Annotated in this window: 17 protein-coding genes and 1 pseudogene; 12 read left to right on the forward strand and 6 right to left on the reverse strand. The window is 61.3% G+C overall.

The annotated features are described in order from the left end of the window. Positions 1-27: 27 nt before the first annotated feature. Positions 28-384: an MGMT family protein gene (locus OKC28_RS19280; protein ID WP_270690974.1), complete on the forward strand. Its 357-nt coding sequence runs from the start codon at positions 28-30 to the stop codon at positions 382-384. A 130-nt stretch (positions 385-514) separates the two neighbouring features. Here OKC28_RS19280 and OKC28_RS19285 read toward each other — a convergent pair whose 3' ends face one another. Continuing rightward, a complete protein-coding gene (locus tag OKC28_RS19285; protein WP_005312189.1) occupies positions 515-682 on the reverse strand; it encodes a hypothetical protein in 168 nt (55 codons plus the stop codon). A gap of 114 nt (positions 683-796) precedes the next feature. After that, a complete protein-coding gene (topA, locus tag OKC28_RS19290) occupies positions 797-3,418 on the reverse strand; it encodes a type I DNA topoisomerase (protein WP_111588236.1) in 2,622 nt (873 codons plus the stop codon). 361 nt (positions 3,419-3,779) lie between these two features. On the opposite strand from topA, the gene astB reads away from it, so the two are divergent. Beyond that, complete coding sequence (gene astB, locus OKC28_RS19295; RefSeq protein ID WP_270690977.1) at positions 3,780-5,117, forward strand: N-succinylarginine dihydrolase; 1,338 nt, start codon at positions 3,780-3,782, stop codon at positions 5,115-5,117. Between the two features lie 89 nt (positions 5,118-5,206). On the opposite strand, the gene sohB is transcribed toward astB, so the two are convergent. Then, positions 5,207-6,214 carry a protease SohB gene (sohB, locus tag OKC28_RS19300; protein ID WP_270690979.1) on the reverse strand — a complete coding sequence of 336 codons (1,008 nt, stop codon included), beginning with the start codon at positions 6,212-6,214 and terminating at the stop codon, positions 5,207-5,209. A gap of 223 nt (positions 6,215-6,437) precedes the next feature. Between sohB and OKC28_RS19305 the strand changes: the two genes are divergently transcribed. Both OKC28_RS19305 and OKC28_RS19310 read left to right on the forward strand, forming a co-directional pair. Next, entirely contained in the window at positions 6,438-7,193 is a 756-nt protein-coding gene (locus OKC28_RS19305; protein ID WP_125606349.1) for a YciK family oxidoreductase, read from the forward strand. 109 nt (positions 7,194-7,302) lie between these two features. Then, positions 7,303-8,187 carry a LysR family transcriptional regulator gene (locus OKC28_RS19310; protein WP_005312172.1) on the forward strand — a complete coding sequence of 295 codons (885 nt, stop codon included), beginning with the start codon at positions 7,303-7,305 and terminating at the stop codon, positions 8,185-8,187. Between the two features lie 307 nt (positions 8,188-8,494). Here the strand turns inward: OKC28_RS19310 and OKC28_RS19315 are convergent, their stop codons facing one another. Further along, complete coding sequence (locus OKC28_RS19315; protein ID WP_234595969.1) at positions 8,495-9,667, reverse strand: MFS transporter; 1,173 nt, start codon at positions 9,665-9,667, stop codon at positions 8,495-8,497. Positions 9,668-9,828: 161 nt separating this feature from the next. On the opposite strand from OKC28_RS19315, the gene OKC28_RS19320 reads away from it, so the two are divergent. Together OKC28_RS19320 and OKC28_RS19325 are read left to right on the forward strand one after the other, a co-directional pair. After that, complete coding sequence (locus OKC28_RS19320) at positions 9,829-10,968, forward strand: MalY/PatB family protein (protein ID WP_270690982.1); 1,140 nt, start codon at positions 9,829-9,831, stop codon at positions 10,966-10,968. Between the two features lie 177 nt (positions 10,969-11,145). Next, the gene (locus tag OKC28_RS19325; RefSeq protein WP_270690983.1) at positions 11,146-12,510 is read left to right on the forward strand and encodes a TAXI family TRAP transporter solute-binding subunit; all 1,365 of its coding nucleotides are present in this window, start codon (positions 11,146-11,148) and stop codon (positions 12,508-12,510) included. Between the two features lie 201 nt (positions 12,511-12,711). Here the strand turns inward: OKC28_RS19325 and OKC28_RS19330 are convergent, their stop codons facing one another. Continuing rightward, a complete protein-coding gene (locus OKC28_RS19330) occupies positions 12,712-13,632 on the reverse strand; it encodes a LysR family transcriptional regulator (RefSeq protein WP_058393458.1) in 921 nt (306 codons plus the stop codon). 181 nt (positions 13,633-13,813) lie between these two features. Here OKC28_RS19330 and OKC28_RS19335 point away from each other — a divergent pair, with 181 nt between their 5' ends. The 4 genes from OKC28_RS19335 (at position 13,814) to OKC28_RS19350 (ending at position 19,203) form a co-directional block, all read left to right on the forward strand. Continuing rightward, positions 13,814-15,070 (forward strand): adenylosuccinate synthetase, encoded by a 1,257-nt coding sequence (locus tag OKC28_RS19335; protein ID WP_021139077.1) that lies wholly within the window; start codon positions 13,814-13,816, stop codon positions 15,068-15,070. A gap of 241 nt (positions 15,071-15,311) precedes the next feature. Continuing rightward, positions 15,312-15,848, forward strand: a complete 537-nt coding sequence (locus OKC28_RS19340; RefSeq protein ID WP_270690984.1) for a YbhB/YbcL family Raf kinase inhibitor-like protein — start codon at positions 15,312-15,314, stop codon at positions 15,846-15,848. 11 nt (positions 15,849-15,859) lie between these two features. Then, a complete protein-coding gene (locus tag OKC28_RS19345; RefSeq protein WP_270690985.1) occupies positions 15,860-16,663 on the forward strand; it encodes a helix-turn-helix transcriptional regulator in 804 nt (267 codons plus the stop codon). A gap of 428 nt (positions 16,664-17,091) precedes the next feature. Continuing rightward, positions 17,092-19,203 carry an alpha-amylase gene (locus tag OKC28_RS19350; RefSeq protein WP_270690986.1) on the forward strand — a complete coding sequence of 704 codons (2,112 nt, stop codon included), beginning with the start codon at positions 17,092-17,094 and terminating at the stop codon, positions 19,201-19,203. Between the two features lie 81 nt (positions 19,204-19,284). Here OKC28_RS19350 and OKC28_RS19355 read toward each other — a convergent pair whose 3' ends face one another. Continuing rightward, positions 19,285-19,911 (reverse strand): glutathione S-transferase, encoded by a 627-nt coding sequence (locus OKC28_RS19355; protein ID WP_021139080.1) that lies wholly within the window; start codon positions 19,909-19,911, stop codon positions 19,285-19,287. 158 nt (positions 19,912-20,069) lie between these two features. On the opposite strand from OKC28_RS19355, the gene OKC28_RS19360 reads away from it, so the two are divergent. Both OKC28_RS19360 and OKC28_RS19365 read left to right on the forward strand, forming a co-directional pair. Continuing rightward, positions 20,070-20,714: a response regulator gene (locus OKC28_RS19360; RefSeq protein WP_021139081.1), complete on the forward strand. Its 645-nt coding sequence runs from the start codon at positions 20,070-20,072 to the stop codon at positions 20,712-20,714. 7 nt (positions 20,715-20,721) lie between these two features. Further along, positions 20,722-20,826 (forward strand): annotated as a pseudogene (locus OKC28_RS19365) (LuxR C-terminal-related transcriptional regulator); the annotation flags it as partial. Between the last annotated feature and the right edge of the window lie 31 nt (positions 20,827-20,857).

A 20,857-nucleotide genomic window follows, 5' to 3' on the forward strand; every position in this document is an offset into this window, starting at 1 on the left:
TCTGTCGTTTCTGGAGAGTCATGACCCATGAGAATGGAGCCAGCCCCTGCCCCCCTGAACAAGGTCGCCCGCATCGAGGCGATCCTCGCCCTGATCCCGACCGGCAAGGTGGTCAGCTATGGTCAGGTGGCCGATCTGGCTGGGCTGCCCGGTCGAGCCCGACTGGTGGGCAAGGTGCTGCGGGAAACGGACAAGGTGCTGCCCTGGCATCGCGTGCTGAGCTCAGGCGGCACCATTTCACTGCCAAAAGGGTCGACAGGCTTCATGGAACAGACGGGGCGATTGCAGCAGGAGGGGGTGCCTGTGGTAGGCGGAAGGGTAAAGATGCGGGAGTGGCAATGGCAGCCCGACCTCGCCGAGCTGCTATTCCTCATTCCTTTTTAAAGCGCTGCCATTTCTTGTTAAACCAGACCGCTGCGGTTTCTCGTGATGTTCTGTTGAGCCACAGCGCGGCTATCTGTCTTGGTTTCCTTTCGAATCAAAGAGCAGTCATGCCTCCTTGTTCCCTTTCAAGTCACAGTGTGAGGGGAGCCAGGATCTCGTCACTGCGCACCTGCACGGGTATGGTTTCATACTCCCGTTGCAGCAACACCAGCAGACTCTGCCTGTCCACTTCCAGCACATAGGCAGTCCCTTCCCGGGTCAAACAGGTCATTCCCGGCCGGATCTCGTTAATCTCCATCACAACCTCCGTGTACAGCGCTGCCATCCTTGCAGCCGTTTCAGTATACCGTCATCTCCCAACAAAAAGGCCCCTGCAAGGGGCCTCTTTCATCATAGTGTGAACTACGCGCCATCACGCCTTCTTCGACTTGGCCAGGCTCTCCTGCCACTTGCCGTTGTCGTAGTGCGCCGTCCAGCCCGTCGCCTTGCCGTTGACCTCCGTCATCACGTACTGCTCCTTGGTCTTGCGACTGAAGCGAACGATGGAGGCGTTACCGTCAGGATCTGACGCCGGGGCGTCAGCCAGGTACTGGTGCTTGGGCGAGAGGCGATCCTTGAAGCGCTTTAGCTCTTCCACCAGAGGTGCACGGGTCTCGCGGGATTTCGGGAAGTTGCTGGCGGCCAGGAACAGGCCAGCCGCCCCGTCACGCAGCACGAAGTATGCATCGGACTGGGTGCACTTGAGCTCGGGCAGCGGTACAGGATCTTCCTTCGGCGGCGCTATGTCGCCGTTTTTCAGGATCTTGCGGGTGTTCTTGCAGGTCTCATTGGTACAGCCCATGTACTTGCCGAAACGGCCGTTCTTGAGCTGCATCTCGCTACCGCAGCGATCGCACTCTATGCTGGGGCCTTCATAACCCTTGAGCTTGAACTGGCCCTTCTCGATTTCGTAACCGTCGCAATCCGGGTTGCGACCACAGACGTGCAGCTTGCGGCTGTCGTCGATGATGTAGGCGTCCATGGCGGTGCCACAGACACCGCAGCGGTGCTTGGCACGGAGCGCCTCGGTTTCGGCCTCGTCACCGTCAGTGGCGGAGACAAATTCGTCGGCGGAGACCAGGTTGATGGTCTTCTTGCAGCGCTCTTTCGGCGGCAGGGCGTAACCGGAGCAACCGAGAAAGACGCCGGTGGTGGCGGTACGGATCCCCATCTTGCGGCCGCAATCCGGGCAGTCGATGTCGGTCAGCACCATCTGGTTGGCACGCATGCCACCCTCTTCCGCATCCCGATCCGCTTTTGCCAGCTCCTGGGTAAATTCTTCGTAGAAGGCGTCCAGCACCTTCTTCCACTCCAGGCTGCCTTCGGCGATGCCATCGAGCTTGTCTTCCATCTTGGCGGTGAACTCGTAGTTCATCAGCTCGACGAAGTTCTCCACCAGACGGTCGGTGACGATTTCACCCATCTTCTCGGCGAAGAAACGGCGGCTCTCGACCCGCACATAACCGCGATCCACGATAGTGGAGATGATGGAGGCGTAGGTAGACGGACGGCCAATGCCGCGCTTTTCCAGCTCGCGCACCAGGGCCGCTTCGGTGAAGCGCGCGGGCGGCTTGGTGAAGTGCTGGCGCGGATCCAGCTTGATCAGTTTGAGCACCTCGCCCACTGTCACCGCAGGTAGCTGGCTGTCTTCGCCCTTGCGCCCCATGGGTGGCAATGCCTTGGTCCAACCGGCGAAGCGCAGGGTGCGACCACGGGCCTTGAGCTCGAACTCACCGGCCTTGACGGTCAGGGTGGAGGAGTCGTACTGGGCCGGGGTCATCTGGCAGGCCACGAACTGGCGCCAGATGAGATCGTACAGACGCATTGCATCCGGCTCCATGCCTTCCAGCATCTCGGCCGTCACCAGCACGCTGGAGGGACGGATCGCCTCGTGAGCCTCCTGGGCACCGGCCTTGGAACCATAAAGGTTTGGCTCGGCTGGCAGATAGGCTGCGCCATACTGCTCACCGATATATTCACGCAGCGCCTCGACCGCCTCTTTGCTGAGATTGGTGGAGTCGGTACGCATGTAGGTGATGTAACCCGCTTCATAGAGACGCTGGGCCATCATCATGGTCTTCTTCACCCCGAAGCTCAGACGGGTCGATGCCGCCTGTTGCAGGGTGGAAGTAATGAAGGGGGCTGACGGCTTGGAGCCGGTCGGCTTGTCTTCCCGGTTCACCACCTTGTAGTCGACCCCTTCCAGGGCGGCCACGGCGGCAAAGGTCTCGGCCTGGGTGACCGGCTTGAAGTCGGCGCCGTTGCGGCTGACCACTTCCATGCGCAGATCGGCCTTGTCACCGGTCAGCAGATCGGCGTTGAGATCCCAGAACTCGACCGGTACGAACGCCTTGATCTCGCGCTCTTTATCGACGATGAGACGCACGGCAACAGACTGCACCCGGCCGGCAGAGAGGCCACGGGCCAGCTTCTTCCAGAGCAGGGGGGAAACCATGTAGCCCACCACGCGGTCGAGGAAACGACGGGCCTGCTGGGCATTGACGCGGTGGATGTTCAGCTCGGATGGCTGAGCAAATGCTTCCTGAATCGCAGTCTTGGTGATCTCGTTGAACACCACCCGCTTGTAGCGGCTGTCGTCACCACCGATGATCTCGCGCAAGTGCCAGGCGATGGCCTCTCCCTCTCTATCCAAGTCGGTTGCGAGATAGATGGTGTCAGCCTTGGCGGCCAGACTTTGCAACTCACTGACCACTTTCTCTTTGCCGGGCAAAATCTGGTAGTTGGCCTGCCAGCCTGCGGTCGGATTGATCCCCATCCGTGAGAACAGGGCATTGCGATCCTTGGCAGCCTTCTCTGATTCGCTCAGCTTGATACCGCGAATGACAGGTTTTTTGGGCTCGTTGCTGGCGCTGCCACTGGTGGGCAGATCGCGAACATGACCGACGCTGGATTTCACCACGTAGTCCTTGCCCAAATATTTATTGATGGTCTTGGCCTTGGCCGGAGACTCCACTATGACCAGTGATTTGCCCATGCTGTAACTATTATCCTCATTGCACCCGACGGGGTTGGTGTGCGGTTTTGTGGGGCTGTATAAGAGATTTGACGCGAAAAAGCAATCTTGTGAGCAAATTAGCTCACCCGCCCGAACCACCTGACCTCTTTATTTATTAATGCGAAGCCGAGCCTTGGGAAGCAACCGCTTTTTTATTTTTATGCCATATCAACCCCTTTTTTATATTTGAAACGACATAACAAACCGCTCTTGCAACATAACAAACCACTTTGGTTATCAGCTTGTTACAAAAGACAAAATCTCCTTATAATGGCTGCATCCCGCAGCTTTGTGCGCGGAAGGAACCGCTACCCATATAAAAATCGAAAGGATGTACTTAATGAAGCACTTCGAGGTCAATTTCGACGGCCTGGTCGGCCCGACCCACAACTATGCGGGCTTGTCCTACGGCAACGTTGCCTCCCAGAGCAATGCCAAGGAAGCGTCCAATCCCAAGGAGGCGGCCAAGCAGGGGCTGCGCAAGATGAAGGCGCTGACCGAGCTTGGCATGACCCAGGGGGTGCTGGCACCGCAGGAGCGGCCGGATCTGGCTACCCTGCGCCGCCTCGGCTTCACCGGCAATGATGCAAGCGTGCTGGCCCAGGCCGCCAAACAGGCACCTGCCGTGCTGGCCGCCTGTTTTTCGGCCTCCAGCATGTGGACTGCCAACGCCGCCACCGTCTCCCCGAGTGCCGATACCCAGGATGGCCGCATTCACTTCACCCCCGCCAACCTGACCAACAAGTTCCACCGCTCCCTCGAACCCGAGGTGACGGGCCGCATACTGCGCGCCGTGTTCAACAACGACCGTCACTTCTATCACCACCAGCACCTGCCGGAAAACGATCACTTTGGTGACGAGGGCGCCGCCAACCACACCCGACTGTGTCGTGCCTACGGCGAATCCGGGGTCGAGCTGTTCGTCTATGGCCGCAGCGCGTTTGATGTCTCCCAGCCCGCCCCCAAGCGCTATCCGGCCCGCCAGACCCTGGAAGCCAGCCAGGCCATCGCTCGCCTGCACGGGTTGAGTGAAGAGAGTGCCGTCTTCATCCAGCAGAATCCGGACGTGATCGATCAGGGGGTGTTTCACAACGACGTGATAGCGGTAGGCAACCAGAACCTGCTCTTCTTCCACCAGCAGGCGTTTCTCAATACCGAGTCTGCGCTGGTCGAGGTGCGCAACAAGTTCGGCGAAGGCGAGCTGCACTTCATCGAGGTACCGACTGCCGAGGTGTCGGTACAAGATGCGGTGAAATCCTATCTGTTCAATACCCAGATCCTGACCCTGCCGTCCGGCGAGATGGCGATCATCGCCCCCACAGAGTGTCGTGACAATCCGGCGGTATCGGCCTACCTCGGCAAGCTCATCGCCCAGGGCACCCCCATCAAGCAGATACACTACATGGACGTGAAGCAGAGCATGCGCAACGGCGGTGGCCCCGCCTGTCTGCGGCTGCGGGTCGCCATGAACGATCAGGAGCTGGCGGCGGTCAATCCGGCCTGCCTCATCAACGACAGCCAGTTCGCCCGGCTGGATCAGTGGGTGGATCGCCACTACCGCGACAGTCTGGCGCTGGATGATCTGCGCGACCCGGCACTGGTACAGGAGTCCCGTACCGCACTGGACGAGCTGACCCAGATCCTCAAACTCGGCTCCGTCTACCCCTTCCAGCGCTGAGAACCTGTTCACGATCTTGCTGCGACAGAATGATAAACAGAGAGCCGGGCAATGCCCGGCTCTCTTGTTTCAACTCATTGAACTGTGCCTCAGCGCCAGGGACTATGCTGCCACAGCCGGCCGAGACTCGATTCCAGCGCCAGGCCCGCCTGCTGGCCCAGCTTCTGGGTCAGGCTCTTTGGCTTGCGATAGCTGATGCCGACCACCTTGTGGTGGCTGGCCTGGGCCAGCAGGTAGTCGTCGCTGGTGCAGAGGGTATCCACCAGCCCCAGCCCCTTGGCCTGGCTCGCCAGCCAGTGTTCCCCCGTGGTGACACTGTCTATGTCGAGGTGGGGTCTGTGCTCGGCCACGAACGCCTTGAACCGCTCGTGGATGGCGCCCAGCTCCTCACGAAACTTTTCCCGCCCCAGATCGTCGTTCTCACCGAACATGGTAATGGTGCGCTTGTACTGGCCAGCGGTGTGCATCTCGAATTCGATGTCGTGCTTTTTCAAGAGCTTGTTGAAGTTCGGCAACTGGGCAATCACACCGATGGAGCCGACGATGGCAAAGGGCGCCGCCAGTATCTGATCTGCCACGCAGGCCATCATGTAGCCGCCGCTCGCCGCCACCTTGTCGATGGCTACGGTGAGCTTGATGCCCTTGTCCCGCAGTCGCTGCAGCTGGGAAGCTGCCAGGCCATAGCCATGGACCACACCGCCGCCGGACTCAAGACGCAGCAACACCTCGTCACCGGATTGGGCGACCCCTATCACGGCGCTCACCTCTTCTCGCAGGGAAGCCACCTCTTTGGCATCCATGCTGCCGTTGAAATCGAGCACAAACAGGCGGCTGCGTTCGTCTTCCGTCTTGGCGCGCGCCTTGTGTTCGGCCTTGCGCGTTTTCTCCAGCAGCTTGCGCTCGGTCTTGCCGGCCAACGCTGCCTGCAATTGATAACGCCCCTGCTCCAGCTCGCTGGAGAGATCGGTCACCACCAGCTCACCCTTGCGGGACTTGGGCTGACGGCTGCTGATCACCATCAGGATGACGGCAGCTACGGCCAGCAGTAAGGTGAGGGTCTTGGCCAGGAACAGCCCATATTCGGTCAAAAATGCCACTTGATGCTCCGCTCAGTGTTCGAGTTTTTCACATTCTAGGGAGTTTGCAGGGCTCGCGCAAAAACTCTGCGACAGTGGCTCAAAAAACAGACTCGACAATCACAACCCCTCTATTTTCTTCACATTTTTGCCGTCTCATACTGGTCAAATGCCGTGCGGGATCAGTACACTTGCCCCTCTATTGCCGCGCGCATCTGCCACGAATTTGTTAACAGGAGTTGTCATGCTCGATTATCAGGCACCCCGGGATCTGCTCAAGGACAAGGTCATTCTGGTCACAGGTGCCGGTGACGGCATAGGCCGCGAAGCGGCGATCACCTATGCAGCCCACGGTGCGACCGTGATCCTGCTCGGCCGCACCAGTGCCAAACTCGAGGCTGTTTATGACCAGATTGAGGCCGCCGGTTATCCCCTTCCCGCCATAGTGCCGGTGGACCTGAAAGGAGCAACCGCCGCCCACTACCGCGGCATGGCCGAGACCTTCGCCCAGCAGTTTGGCCGCCTCGACGGCGTACTGTTCAACGCCGGCCTGCTAGGCACCCTCTCCCCCTTCGAACATATTCAGGAGAAAGAGTGGGACGAGGTGATGCAGGTCAACGTGAAATCCGAATTCCTGCTGACCCAGGCGCTGCTGCCGCTGATCCGCCAGACCGCCAGGGAGCATGGTGAGGCCTCCATCGTCTACACATCCTCCAGCGTGGGACGCAAAGGCCGCGCCTACTGGGGCACCTACGCCATCTCCAAGTTCGCCATCGAAGGCATGATGGAAGTGCTGGCCGACGAACTGGAAAACACGGCTGTGCGAGTCAACACCCTCAACCCGGGCGGTACCCGCACCAAGATGCGCGCCAGCGCCTTCCCGGCGGAAGATCCCCAGCAACTCAAGACGCCGGCCGACCTGATGCCGCTCTATCTCTACCTGATGGGACAGGACAGCCGTGGCAAAACCGGTCAGACCTTTGTGGCCCAGCCCAAATAAATCAACAAAATAACCGGAACCCTGCACCGCATGGGGTTAAATTCAATAGGGTGTCGTCGGCACCCTGTCGAAGGCCTTTATCAGATCCGATCCCTTATCAGGTTGAGATATGTTTCGTCCCAAGAGCACGTTTGAGCAATGGCGGATCTTTCAGGCCGTGGTGGACTGCGGCGGTTATGCCCAGGCCGCCGAGGCGCTGAACAAGAGCCAATCCTCTCTCAATCATGCGGTGGCCAAGCTGCAGCAGAGTCTGGGAGTGCCCCTGCTGGAAGTGAGGGGGCGCAAGGCGGTATTGACGCCTGCAGGGGAGATCTTCCTCAAGCGGGCCCGTCAGCTCAGCCAGCAGGTGGAAGAGCTGGAAAACCTGGCCAACAACCTGGAGCGGCAGTGGGAGCCGCAGATCAATCTCTATGTTTCCGTGCTGCAACCGCGGGAGCGTCTCTATCGGGCACTGGCCAACTTCTATCCCCGCAGCCGGGGCTGCCGCGTCAATCTGCACGAGCGCATTCACTGTCACTTCAATGCATTGCAGGTAGGGGATCTCATGCTGTCCGAACACCTGCCCCAGGATCGCACCGGCCTGCCGCTGGACGAAGTATGCCTGCTGCCGCTCTGCTCGGCCGAACATCCCCTCGCCGCCCTGACGGGGGCCGTCTCCACCGAGGAGCTCGCCAGCCACAACCAGATAAGCTTGCATCCCCCCATCCACCGCTCAGTGGACTGGAACGATGCGGACGACACCGGCTGGAAGGCGACCCACTATCACGAAGCCATCGCCATGCTCAAACTCGGCCTTGGCTATGCCTGGTTGCCCCGCCATCTGGTGCAGGAGGAGCTGGGCAGCGGCGCCCTGGTACCGCTGGATCTGGAGAGCGGCAACGAGCGCCACCTCTATACCTATCTGCTCACCCCGTCAGCCGATACCCTGGGTCCGGCCACCGAACTGCTGCTGCGCTGTCTGCGCAACGAATATCAGACCGATAACGACAAGTAACCTCGGTCAGCGACAGCGATACTGATATCTCAGCTCACGCCATCAACGGCCGATACCCTGGGTCCGGCCACCGAGCTGCTGCTGCGCTGTCTGCGCAACGAATATCAGACCGATAACGACAAGTAACCTCGGTCAGCGACAGCGATACTGATATCTCAGCTCACGCCATCAACGGCCGATACCCTGGGTCCGGCCACCGAGCTGCTGCTGCGTTGCCTGCGCAACGAATATCAGACCGATAACGACAGATAAGCCCAAGCCGTCAGGCTGCCTGCGTCACCCATCGCCAACCGGTCACAGACCCGCCTTACACATTGGGTACCCGCCAGCAGGCGGCCAGTGCCGCCATCGCCAGTGCGGTCGCCACCATGAAGACACCGTGAAAGCTCCAGATCTCGGCCACGGTTCCCGCTATGGCCCCCGCCATGATGGAACCGGTGCGTATGCTGTTGGCAAACAGGGTAGTCGCCACCCCGGCGCGCCCCGGCATCAGATCCTGGAAGTAGGACATACCGATCCCCGCGACTATGCCGATGAAGATGGCGTTAAGCAGTTGCAGCGCTATGAGGGCAGGCTGGCTCGACAAGGTGACCAACCCCAGGTAGAAAAACACCCCGGCCAGCACGGCCACCAGCATCATGGGGCGCTTGCCGAAGCGCTGGGTGTAGTAGCCTGCCAGCAACATGAAGGGGATTTCCAGGGCCGCAGCCGTACCCATCAATACACCCGCCAGTTTCTCCTCCAGCCCCAGCTCGCGGGTAATGTAGAGCGGCATGTTGATGAGATACATGCTGTTGCAGGTCCACATCAGGGTGGAGGCGATAAACAGTGCCCGCACCGACGGGTCCCGCCAGCTGCTGACCCGTTCCACCTCGGTATTTGGCGTGGGCAACGGCAGGGAGGGCAGCCAGCGCCACACCACCAGCGCGCAGACAAGGTAGGCAAAGGCGGAGGCGAGATACATCACCTCGAAGCCATAGCCGATGGCCAGCGCGAAGGCGATGGGGGGACCAATCACCCAGGCCAGGGAAAACTGGGCCCGCAGCACTGAGCTGAACATGTCCGCTCGCTTGTTGCGGCTGTCGGCATATTCACGGGCCAGGGCAAACAGCTGGGGGCTGGCAGTAGCTGCCAGACTGGCCAGCACGACCCCCAGGCTCACCAGCAGCCAGTAGTTGCGATTCCAGGCGAACAGCAGGGAGAGCACCACACCCGCGAAGCAGCAGCGCAGGATCAGCTGCTTGCGATCCCCCTTGCTGTCGGAGCGGTGGCCGAGCCACTGGCTGATGAGGATGCCGACCACAGCGTTGACGGTGTAAAAGAGCCCGACCAGCAAGGGGCGCACCTGCACCTCTTCGGCCAGAAACAGGCTCAAGGTCGGTACCTGGAGCGCTACTGCCACCCCGGTCATAAAGGTCACGGCCAGAAAAGAGAGGGAGACGGGATCACGCCTCTGCAGGGCTGTGGTCAGCAAGCTCATAGGATTACCACTGGATTGGGGGATAAAAACTGGCCAAAATTCGGCAAGTGCATGAAATGGCGCCGCTTATTTTATGTCATTATCAAGAGTTACCTCAAGGCTTGCGACCCCGCGCCCGACCCCGTACATTGAAAGCCCACTGGCCAGTATAAGGATTTCACATGTTTGATTTTGACCGGGAAATAGATCGTCGCGACACCATGAGCCTGAAATGGGACAAGTACAAAGGCGAGGACGTGCTGCCCATGTGGGTTGCCGACACCGACTTTGTCTCGCCGCCCGCCGTCGTCGAGGCCCTCACCAAACGGGTCGCCCACGGTATCTTCGGTTACTCGCGCCCCTCTGCCCGGCTGATCGAACTCATCATGGCGCGTCTGGCAAGCCGCTACGGCTGGACCATACAGCCAGAGTGGCTCATCTTCCTGCCCGGCGTGGTACCGGGTCTGAACCTGGCGTGCAAAGCCTGGAGCCAGCAAGGCCGCGGCATCATCACCCCCAAGCCGGTTTACTACCCCTTCCTGCAAGCCCCCGGTTTCAACGACCGTCCCCTGCTCACAGTCCCCATGGTGGAAGAGGAGGGTCGCTGGGTGCTGGATCTGGAAGCGCTGGAACGTCAGGCCCCGTTTGGTGATCTGCTGCTGCTGTGCAACCCGCACAACCCGGGTGGGACAGTGTTTACCCGCGAGGAGCTCGAAGCCATCGATGCCATCGCCGAGCGCCACAATCTGGTGGTCTGCTCGGACGAGATCCATTGCGATCTGCTGCTGGACAAAAATGCCCGTCACATACCCTATGGCGCCGTCAGCCCGGAAGCCGCCGATCGCTGCGCCGTCATGATGGCACCGAGCAAGACCTTCAATATTGCGGGTCTGTGCTGCGCCTTCGCCGTGGTGCCCAACCCCCGCCTGCGCCTCAAGCTGCAACAGGCAATGCGCGGCATCAGCGCCGACGTCAACCTGCTGGGCTTTGTCGCGGCCGAAGCGGCCTACGAAGGGGGCGCCCCCTGGCTTTCCGAACAGCTCGACTATCTGGCCGCCAATCTGGCGCTGATCGAGCAGGCGGTCGCCCGCTGGCCTGGCGTCACGCTGGCTCTCCATCAGGCGACCTACCTCGCCTGGATCGATGTCAGTGCGCTCGGGCTCGAGGATCCCATCGCCTTCTTCGAACAGGCGGGAGTGGGACTCTCCCCCGGCGCCCAGTTCGGCAATGGTCAGTTCGTGCGGCTCAACTTCGGTTGCACCAGGGCACGGCTGACCGAGGCACTGGCTCGGATGGAGAAAGCGATCCAGACTCGCATCTGACGGCAATAGCGTATATTTTTGCAGCTGCATGTCGGCGGCAACCAACTACGCTTGAGCGCAGTCGTTGCGGGCCACAATGGCTGACTCCATTGTGGCCCGCCGCTGAATAGACAACATGAGACGTCATACGGGATGGGCCAGGCCCATCCCTTTTATCAGCCATTGATCCGGTTCACTATGTACCCAAGCCCCTTGCACCACCTGCCTGCCCTGCTACGAATCACCCTGCCCTTGCTGGCTGCTGCCCTGGCACTGCCCCTGCACGCCACCACGCCCACCAATCTCACCATTGGCACAGGGGCGCTCAACGGCGTCTACTATCCGACCGGAGGCGCCATCTGCCGCTTGCTGAACGAAGAGAGTGCCAGCAAGGGGCTGCACTGTTCGGTGCAGAGCACGTCAGGTTCGCTGGCCAACTTGAAGGAGCTGGGCCAGGGCAAAATCCAGCTGGCACTGGTGCAATCGGATGTGGTTCATCATGCCGCCAAGGGCACAGGCCCCTTCGTGGGCCAGCCGCCCAACGACCGGCTTCGCAGCCTGTTCAGGCTCCATCAGGAGTCGCTGACCCTGCTTGCCAGCGCCACCAGCAGCATCACTACCCTGGCTGACATCGAAGGCAAGCGGGTCGATCTGGGCAACCCGGGCTCGGGGGAGCGCGTCACCAGTCAGGCTCTGCTCGATGCCATGGGTTGGCAGGCAAGCAGCTTTGCCCCCGTCATCCCGGCCGCAGTCAACAGTCGGCTGGAAGGGCTCTGCGATGGCACTCTGGATGCCGCTTTCGTGGTGGCGGGCCACCCCAATCAGGGCATAGGGGACCTGACCGGTCGCTGCAAGGCGCGTATCATCCCTATCGAAGGGGAGCAGATCGACCGCCTGCTCAAGCATCACCCTTACTATCAACACAGCCGGATCGGCGCCAACCTCTATCCCGGACAGCCCACCAGCGTCAGTACCTTCGCCGTTACCGCCGAGTTGATCGCACTGGACAGCCTGCCCGAAGCCGAGGTGCGCACAGTGCGGGACGTGCTGACCGCGCGGCTCAAGCAATTTACCCGATTGCACCCGGCACTGACGCCCCTCACCCAGGACTCCATGCTGGCCGCGGCAGACGTACCGCGCCATCCGGGCATGGAGGACGCCGCTCTGCCACTGCCGTCACTGACACCTGAATCCCTGACTGCCTCTGCGACAGAAGTGTCGGCGGCAACCCCCGCAATGGAAGCGACCTCGGCGGCGCACGCCAGCAGCGAGGTGACCGCCCCCCCGGTAGGCACATCCGCCCCGGTGGCAACCCAGCCCGTCGCGGTACCGCCCACCTCGGCCGCCATGGCGACTCAACCCGGAGTGGCAGCTCCCCCGTCGGCGGCAACGACAACGCAAGCAACCGTGACTATGCCCGCCTCGGCGGCAGTCTCTCCGGCAGCGGTTGCCACTGGGGCGACAAGCGACACAAAAGGGGGCTCGCCAAGCGCGACCGGTTCAACGAACGACGCGAGCCAGCCCTTGCCCGCCGCGCCCTCGGCGAGCATCCCCACCCAGTGATCCCGGGGATACCCAAGGCAAAGAGGCCACCCATACGGGTGGCCTCTTTTTTTGTATCGTTTTATATCCCTTGGCCCGGCACACACAACGGGAATGAAGGCGATAGATATACCGTTTATTTCAGCCGTCAAACCTTGCCTGTTATCGGTTGTGATCGCGGCCGGACAAGTGACAACTCCCCCCGGCTTATCCGAAACCGGCTCAGCGCTCAGCCGTGGGCTGCGGGGGATGGTAGGCATCCGGCCTTTGTATCTCCTCCTCCACCCAGTGCAGCAGCTGCTTGATGGCCCGTGACAACACCTGATTCTGACGCACCACGTATCCTAAGCTGGTGCCGGGAAAGTCGGTCAATCTGGTCACGGGGGCTGTGAGCTTGAGGCGCGGATGGAGCGAGAAGTCCGGCACAATGGCCACTCCGAATCCCGCCTCGGCCCAGTCGAGCTGGGCGTCCACGCTGCCCACCTCCATGATGCGACAAGTAGGCAAACCGAGCAGAGGCAAGGAAGGGTCTATCAGCGCCCGGGTACGGGTGTCGTGACCGAGCAGGATCAGGGTCGGCTCATCGAGGGGATCGCTCTCTCCCGCCTTCGCCCGCGCTTGCCAGCGGGCCAAGCCGTGTCCCAGCGCGCACCAGGTCACTTGCTGCAACTCTGTGTAGAACAGAGGTTCGCTGCGCTTTTGCGCCATCACGAAGCCGAGATCCGCCTTGCCAGCCTTGACCAGCTCGGCCGCCTGATCCGACGTGGTATTGAACAAGGTGAGGTCGATGCCGGGAAACTCCTGCTTGAAACGCTGGAACGGCTGGATCAGCAGCAAGCGGGAGATGATGTCGCTGGCGGCGATGGCAAGCGTGCCCTGACTCAGCTGATTGAGGGCATTGAGGTCGGATTGGCACAGCAGCAACTCATTGATGGCGCGCTCGGCACTTTGCAACAGGCGCTCCCCCGCCTGGGTCAGCCGGAACGGGCTGCGTTCAATCAGCTTGACCCGGGTAGCCTGCTCCAGATTTTTGAGGTGCAGGCTGACATTGGGCTGGGTCATGTGCAGTTCGGTGGCGGTGTGGCCGAAGTGCTGCAACCGTGCCAGGGTGACGAAGGTTTGCAGCCAGTGAATATCCAGCATGGGGATCCTTTTGTTTTCCACCTATGCGCACCTTATGCCGGCCAGTGCAGCAGCACAGGTGTCTTGCCGATAACGCTGTTGTAATTATATGGTTCTCTTATCGGAATTATAAAGATAATTAATTTTTCTAATCCGCCTTAGCCTCCTAGGATGAACGCCTAACGTCTTAGGAGAAAGAGTCATGTCGTCTATCGTAGTCGTAGGTGCTAACTGGGGTGATGAAGGCAAAGGCCGCATCGTCGATTATCTGGCAGGTCAATCCGCCGCCAGCATCCGTTTTCAGGGCGGCAACAACGCCGGCCACACCGTCGTCAACGACCTGGGCACCTTCAAGCTGCACCAGTTGCCGAGCGGCGTATTCAACCCGGAGTGCCTGGTTGTCCTCGGCCCTGGCATGGTCATCAGCCCGGAGCCGCTGACCCGCGAGCTGGCTGAAGTGAAAGCCGCCGGCGTGACCCCTAAACTGGCCATCTCTGATCGCGCTACCTTCTGCCTGCCGATCCATGCGCTGGAAGATACCCTGGAAGAAGTCCGTCTGGGTGATGGCGCCTATGGCTCCACCCGTCAGGGCATTGCACCGGCTTACGGTGATCGGGTCATGAAAAAAGCGATCCTGGTCGGCTGGCTGAAACAGCCTGAAGTGCTGGTCGAGCGCATCCAGTTCTTCCTCGACTGGAAACTGCCGCAGCTCAAAGCCCTCTACCCGAGCTTCGAGTTCAGCCAGACCGCCCAGGAAATGGCCGACTGGCTGCTGGAAGTGTCCGCACCCTGGATCGACGCCGTCTGCAACGTCAGCGAGCCGCTCAAGGCCATCCAGGCCCAGAATGGCACCCTGCTGTTCGAAGCCCAGCTTGGCGCCGGCCGTGACCTCATCTACGGCGAATACCCCTGGGTGACCTCTTCCCACGTTTCCGGCGCTTATGCCGGCATCGGTGGCGGCCTGCCGGCCCTGCGCCCCGAGCGCGTGATTGCCGTGGCCAAGGCGTTCAGTACCTCTGTCGGTACCGGCACCCTGATCACCGCCATGGAGAACCAGGAAGAGTTCCGCAAGTTCGCCAACGAGTTCGGTGCCACTACAGGCCGTCCCCGTGACATCGGCTACTTCGACGCCGTTGCCACCAAGCAAGGTCTGGAGATCCAGGCCGCCAACGAGATCGCCCTGACCAAGCTGGACTGCCTCTCCGGCATGCCGGATCTGAAGATCTGTGTGGCCTACGAAGGTGCCAACACCGAGAACCCGATCTGGCCACAGACCGCCGGTCTGAAGCCGGTGTACGAGTCCATGGAAGCCTGGAGCGAAGACATTTCCCACATCCGCAAGTTCGAAGACTTGCCCAAGGCTGCCCAGCACTATGTGCTGCGTATCGAAGCCCTGCTGGGTGTGCCGGTCCCCATGGTCTCCGTCGGCCCGGGCCGTGAGCAGATGATACTGCGCTAAGCCGCCTGCTCTTCTGTCAGCACAATGTCAAAACCGGCCTCCATGAGGCCGGTTTTTTATGGTCGCCACACCACCAGCCGCCCACTCCCTTGCCGTCTCACCCCGCCGTACCAATCTTTTACCTTCCAGATGCAGACCTGCTCACAATCAGCCACCTGAAACCTGATATTGAGCCTTGATGTTGCACCAGGCTGACCCTCTTTCGCTAGACTGATCCCCTCATCCATAAAGGAGCACCACAATGAAATTACCCCTGCGTTCCGCCCTGCTCTCCCTGCTGTGCGTGGCGGCCCTGCCCGCCTCTGCCATGACCTTGAAGAGCACGGACATTCAGGAAGGCCAGCTGATGGACAAGGCGTTCAGCTTCAACGGCTTCGGCTGCAAGGGGGAAAACCGCTCGCCCCAGCTGAGCTGGCAGGATCTGCCGGCCGGCACCAGGAGCATCGCCATCACGGCCTATGATCCCGACGCCCCCACCGGCAGCGGCTGGTGGCACTGGCTGGTGGTGAACCTGCCCGCCAATCAGAGCGAGCTGGCCAGCAACGCCTCCGGCAAACTCAAACAGGGTCTTGAGCTCGGAACCGACTTCGGCAGCCAGGGCTACGGCGGCCCCTGCCCGCCCGCCGGGCATGGCATGCACCGCTACCAGTTCACCGCCTGGGCTTTGCCTCAGGATCTCGAGGTCAAGGCAGATACCCCGCCCGCCATGGTAGGCTACATGCTCAATGCCATGGCGCTGGGCAAGGCCACCCTGACCGCCACCTTTGTCACCCCCTAGGAGCCCGCCGGATGAGCACTCCCTTGCTGCAACTGAATCACTATTTCGGGATCCGCGAGCAGCCCCTGCACAGGGTGCTCATCTATGCGCCGACCCTCATCTGGGTGCAACAGGGCCAAAAGCTGCTGTGGTGGCAAGACAGGCGCCTGTCGTTTGACAAGGGGAGCTGGCTGCTGATCCCGGCAGGCCACCAGCTCACCTTCATCAATCAGCCCGAGCAGGGCAAGTTCAGCTCCCATGCCCTGACCCTGCTGGCCCCGCCCCCCGCCGAATGGCTGAGCAGCGCCCCGCCCACCCTGCAGAGGGAGCCGCGCCTTGAGGTGAACCCGGCGCTGGCGGTCTGCTTCGAGCTGGTCTGCTCCATGGCCAACCGCACGCTGAGCCAGGCCACCCAGATCCAGCTGCTGCACGGCTTCTATGCCGAGCTGCACGCCGCCAATGCCCTCGACCTGCTGTTTCCCGCCAGCACAATGACGCTCGGGGAGCGGCTGGCCCGCTACCTCGGGGTGGAGCCAGGCGCCGACCATACACTCGAGACCATAGCCCCACACTTTGCCATGAGCCGCGCCTCTCTGGTGCGCAAGCTGGCCGCCGAGGGGCGCAGCTTTCGCCAGCTGCTGACCCAGGTGCGCATGAGCCACGCCCTCACCCTGCTGCAACAGGCCCTCACTCCGCTGGAGGTGGCCCTCGCCTGCGGTTATGACTCTCCCAGCCGTTTCGCCGCCCGCTTCAAGCAGGAGTTCGGCCTGCCCCCCCATCAATATCTGCGCACCTGCCCTTCTGTTAACGCACAGCGCAGGGTAAATAGTGGCTGAGACAGCCTCTGGCATATCGTGCAACGTGGTTACATCCGCCAACTGTGACTGACCCGCTCTGTCATGCCTGCTGACCGACACAATTAGTAGCGGGGTCCGCCGCGTCGGGTTAGAGCCGTGTCATTTTTCCGGAAAAAGAAGCGGGCCCAGTACAAGCACCCAAGCCATCCCTTGGGGTTGCTCAGTCGTGAGCAAATGGCCTGTTAATGTCGCGACTCGGGCGGCGGCTTCTTGACGTCAGGGCGGCCTTCTCTGGACAAGCGCGATCGGATGCTTGCCGTCATCACACTTTGCCCGGCTTGAAAACGTAACCATTTGAACTGAGTTCACAGATCGGCGTTTTGCCTGTCCAAGCCCGCCACTATGCCACCTAGAATGAGCCCCATTGACGGAATCTGGTCCGGTTACCCTTGCTCAAGGAATGGCTTATGCGTCGCTCTCCTCGCTTCTCTCCCCTCTGGCTCGCCCTGCTGGCTGGCCCCCTGTGTTCAGGCCTGGTGCAGGCCTCCCCCGAGGTGCATCTCTATGTGGATGGCAAACCTGTGGCCGAGGCGCTGACGCTGGACAAGGGCACCGTCAGCCTGACCCACAAGCTGGACAAGGGCAGCCACCAGATCCGCATCGGCGATGCCGGCAACAGTTGCGGCACCAGCTTCGGTCCGGCCGAGGCCAAGCCGCTCCCCTTCGGCACCGCCCAGCCCATGGACAAATGCGCCAAGGGGACAAGTTTCACCCTGCGGGTGATGCTGGCCGGGGACTACGAGTTTACCTTCAACCCCGATACCCCCAGCCTCAAGGTGCTGCGGGCGACCAGGAAGAGCGAGTTCAAGCGCCAGCCCCCGGCAGAGCCCTGTATCGCCTGGGATGGCGGCCCTGTGACGGTGTCGCTGAAGGGAGTCTGGCCTGACGGCACCCGGCTGCGGGATGCCTACTCAAAACAGGAGGCCGTGGTCAAACAGGGCAAGCTGACCCTGACTCCGAGCAAGGAGAGCGGCGGCCTGCTGCTGCTCGAACCGGTCAAGGCAGCCAAGCCAGCGCCGTTCAGCTGGGATCAGGCGAGCGTCTATTTCTTGCTGACCGATCGCTTCCACAACGGCGATCCCGCCAACGATCACAGCTTCGGCCGCCAGAAGGATGGTCAGGACGAGGTCGCCACCTGGCACGGCGGCGATTTCAAGGGGCTGACCGAGAAGCTCGACTACATCAAGAGCCTCGGCATGAACGCCATCTGGATCACTCCCATGGTGGAGCAGGTACACGGCTTCATCGGCGGCGGCGAGCAAGGCAACTTCCCCTTCTACGCCTACCACGGCTACTGGGCACTGGATTTCACCAAGATCGATCCCAACTACGGCGACGAGGAGAGCCTGAGAACCCTGGTGGACGAGGCCCACAAGCGCGGCATGCGGATCATCCTCGATGTGGTGATGAACCACGCCGGTTACGCCACCCTGGCCGATCTGCAGGATCTGGGGCTCACCGATCTGACCCAGAACACCGGCAAACTGCCGGCCCGCTGGAACGAATGGCGTCCGAGTGGCGGCCTCAACTGGCATGGCTACAACCAGTTTATCGACTACCAATCACCAGACTGGAACAAGTGGTGGGGCCCTGACTGGGTGCGCGCCGGCCTGCCCGGTTACCCGCAACCCGGCACAGACGACGTCACCGGTTCGGTGGCGGGGCTGCCGGACTTCCTCACCGAATCGACCAAACCGGTAGGTCTGCCGCCACTGCTGGCAGCGAAAAAAGATACCAGAGCCAAGGCGCTGCCCAATGCCACTGTGAGCGACTACCTGATCGCCTGGCACACCGACTGGGTGCGCCGCTTCGGCATCGACGGCTTCCGGGCCGACACCGTCAAGCACCTGGAGCCCGCCGTGTGGGCCAAGCTCAAGCAGGCGGGCACGGCGGCGCTCAAGGAGTGGAAGACCGCCAATCCAAGCAAGGCGCTCGATGATCTCCCCTTCTACATGGTGGGCGAGGTGTGGGATCACGGGGTCGCCAAGGATTTCTGGTACCAGAATGGCTTCGATTCCCTGATCAACTTCGACTATCAGCGGGAGTTCGCCCTGCCCCAGGCCCAGTGCATGGCAGGCAGCGATCCCACCTATGCCAGCTACGCCAGCCGCATCAATCAGGATCCCGAGTTCAACGTGCTGAGCTACATCAGCTCCCACGACACCAAGCTGTTCTTTGGCGACTATCAGGACGTGCCGCTACAACGCAGAGTTGCCAACAGCTTCATGCTGTTGCCGGGCGGCATCCAGCTCTACTACGGCGACGAGTCCGGCCGGGGTCTGGCCAAGGATGGCGGCGTGTTCGATCAGAGTGTTCGCTCGGACATGAACTGGCAGGAGATCGGGAGCGGTGAGAAGGCCGAGCTGGTCAAGCACTGGCAGCGACTCGGCCAGTTCCGCGCCGCCCATCCGGCCATAGCCGCTGGCAGCCACAAGAAGCTGTCGGATGCTCCCTACAGCTTCGTGCGGGAGAAGGGGGAGGACAAGGTGGTGGTGGTGTTTGCCGGTCGGCAGCCATAGACAGTACCACGCATCAGCAGAGAGGGGAGCCAATGGCTCCCCTCTTCAATGTCAGTCACCGACCCGTTCAACAGGGCCGTCTTACGCCGGCTGACGGGCAGCCACAGGCCACTGCAACCGTACCTTGACCAGCAGAGCCTGCCACAAAGGCCAGGCCAGCAAGGCCTGCTGATAGACACCGGCCTGACCGGGCAACTGGATGCCATAGCTGGCAAGCCGATAGGCCATCACCCCATAGAAGGCATCTATGATGCCCTCTTCACCGAAATAAAATGGTCCCCTCGCCTGGGACCAGATGGTCTGCAGGCGAGCCAGCTCGCCGATGGCCTCCACCGGTGGCTCGCTGCGGGTCGGCGCCCCCAGAAAGAAGGGCAGCTGACTGCGGATCTGGCCAAAGCCCGAGTGCATTTCCGCGCACAGACTGCGGGCCAGCGCCCGCTCTGCCCGGGAAGCGGGATAGAGCTGGCGGTCTGGGCAGAGCTCGTACAGGTATTCGGCAATGGCCAGCGAGTCGTGTACCCGCACGCCATCGTGATCCAGCCAGGGCACCAGGCCGGCAGGCGCCAACCGCTTGAGCCGCGCCAACGCCTTGGCATCTTCCAGATCAAACACCTGCTCCTGCCACTCCTGCCCGCTCATGGCGAGCACCAGTGCCGCCCGCATTGCCCAGGTGGAGCCCGTGCCCACCGTCAATACCAAGGATCCCATCTCTTGCCTCCTGCATGGGTTGCTCGTGACCATCCCATCTGCCCCAATGGCACGACATCCGACGGTCGCTTCACATTTGCACGCCTGCGGGTTTGACCCCCCAAGAGAGCGATGCTAGTTTGATTTTCCAAAACAATCAGTTAGCAACAATGTGAGCAATGGACAGCCAATTTACCATCGTCATCGCAGATGACCACCCCCTGTTTCGGGGCGCCCTCTATCAAGCTGTGCACATGGCCATCAACGATGCCCAGCTGCTGGAGGCCGACTCCATCAACAGCCTGACCAGCCTGCTGGGGGAACACCCTGAGGTAGACCTGTTGCTGCTCGATCTCAAGATGCCTGGCGCCAACGGCTTCTCCGGCCTCGCCCACCTGCGCGGCCAGTATCCCGACCTGCCCATTGTCGTGGTCTCCGCCTCGGAAGATGCCGCCATCATCCAGCAGGTACTGCGGCTCGGCGCGCTGGGTTTCATCCCCAAGTCGGTCCCCATGAAAGAGCTGGTCAACGCCCTCAATACGGTGATCGGGGGAGATAACTGGGTGCCAGCCGGCATATCCCTGCATCCCGAATCCGAAGACGGCCCCGATTTCGCCAGCAAGCTCGCCAGCCTCACTCCCCAGCAGTACAAGGTGCTGGTAATGCTGCGCGACGGCAGCCTGAACAAGCAGATCGCCTGGGAACTCAATGTCTCCGAAGCCACCATCAAGGCCCATATCACGGCTGTTTTTCGTAAACTCGGCGTCAAGAATCGCACCCAGGCGGTCATCGCCTTGCAGCAGATGGATATCAAGGACGACTGACCCCCTTGCCACCATCAAGGTCCATATCACTACCGCCTTTCGCAAACTCGGCGTCAAGAATCGCACCCAGGCGGTCATCGCCTTGCAGCAGATGGATATCAAGGACGACTGACCCCCTTGCCACCATCAAGGTCCATATCACT

The organism is Aeromonas sp. D3 (assembly GCF_027705025.1).
Classification (GTDB): Bacteria; Pseudomonadota; Gammaproteobacteria; order Enterobacterales; family Aeromonadaceae; genus Aeromonas; species Aeromonas salmonicida.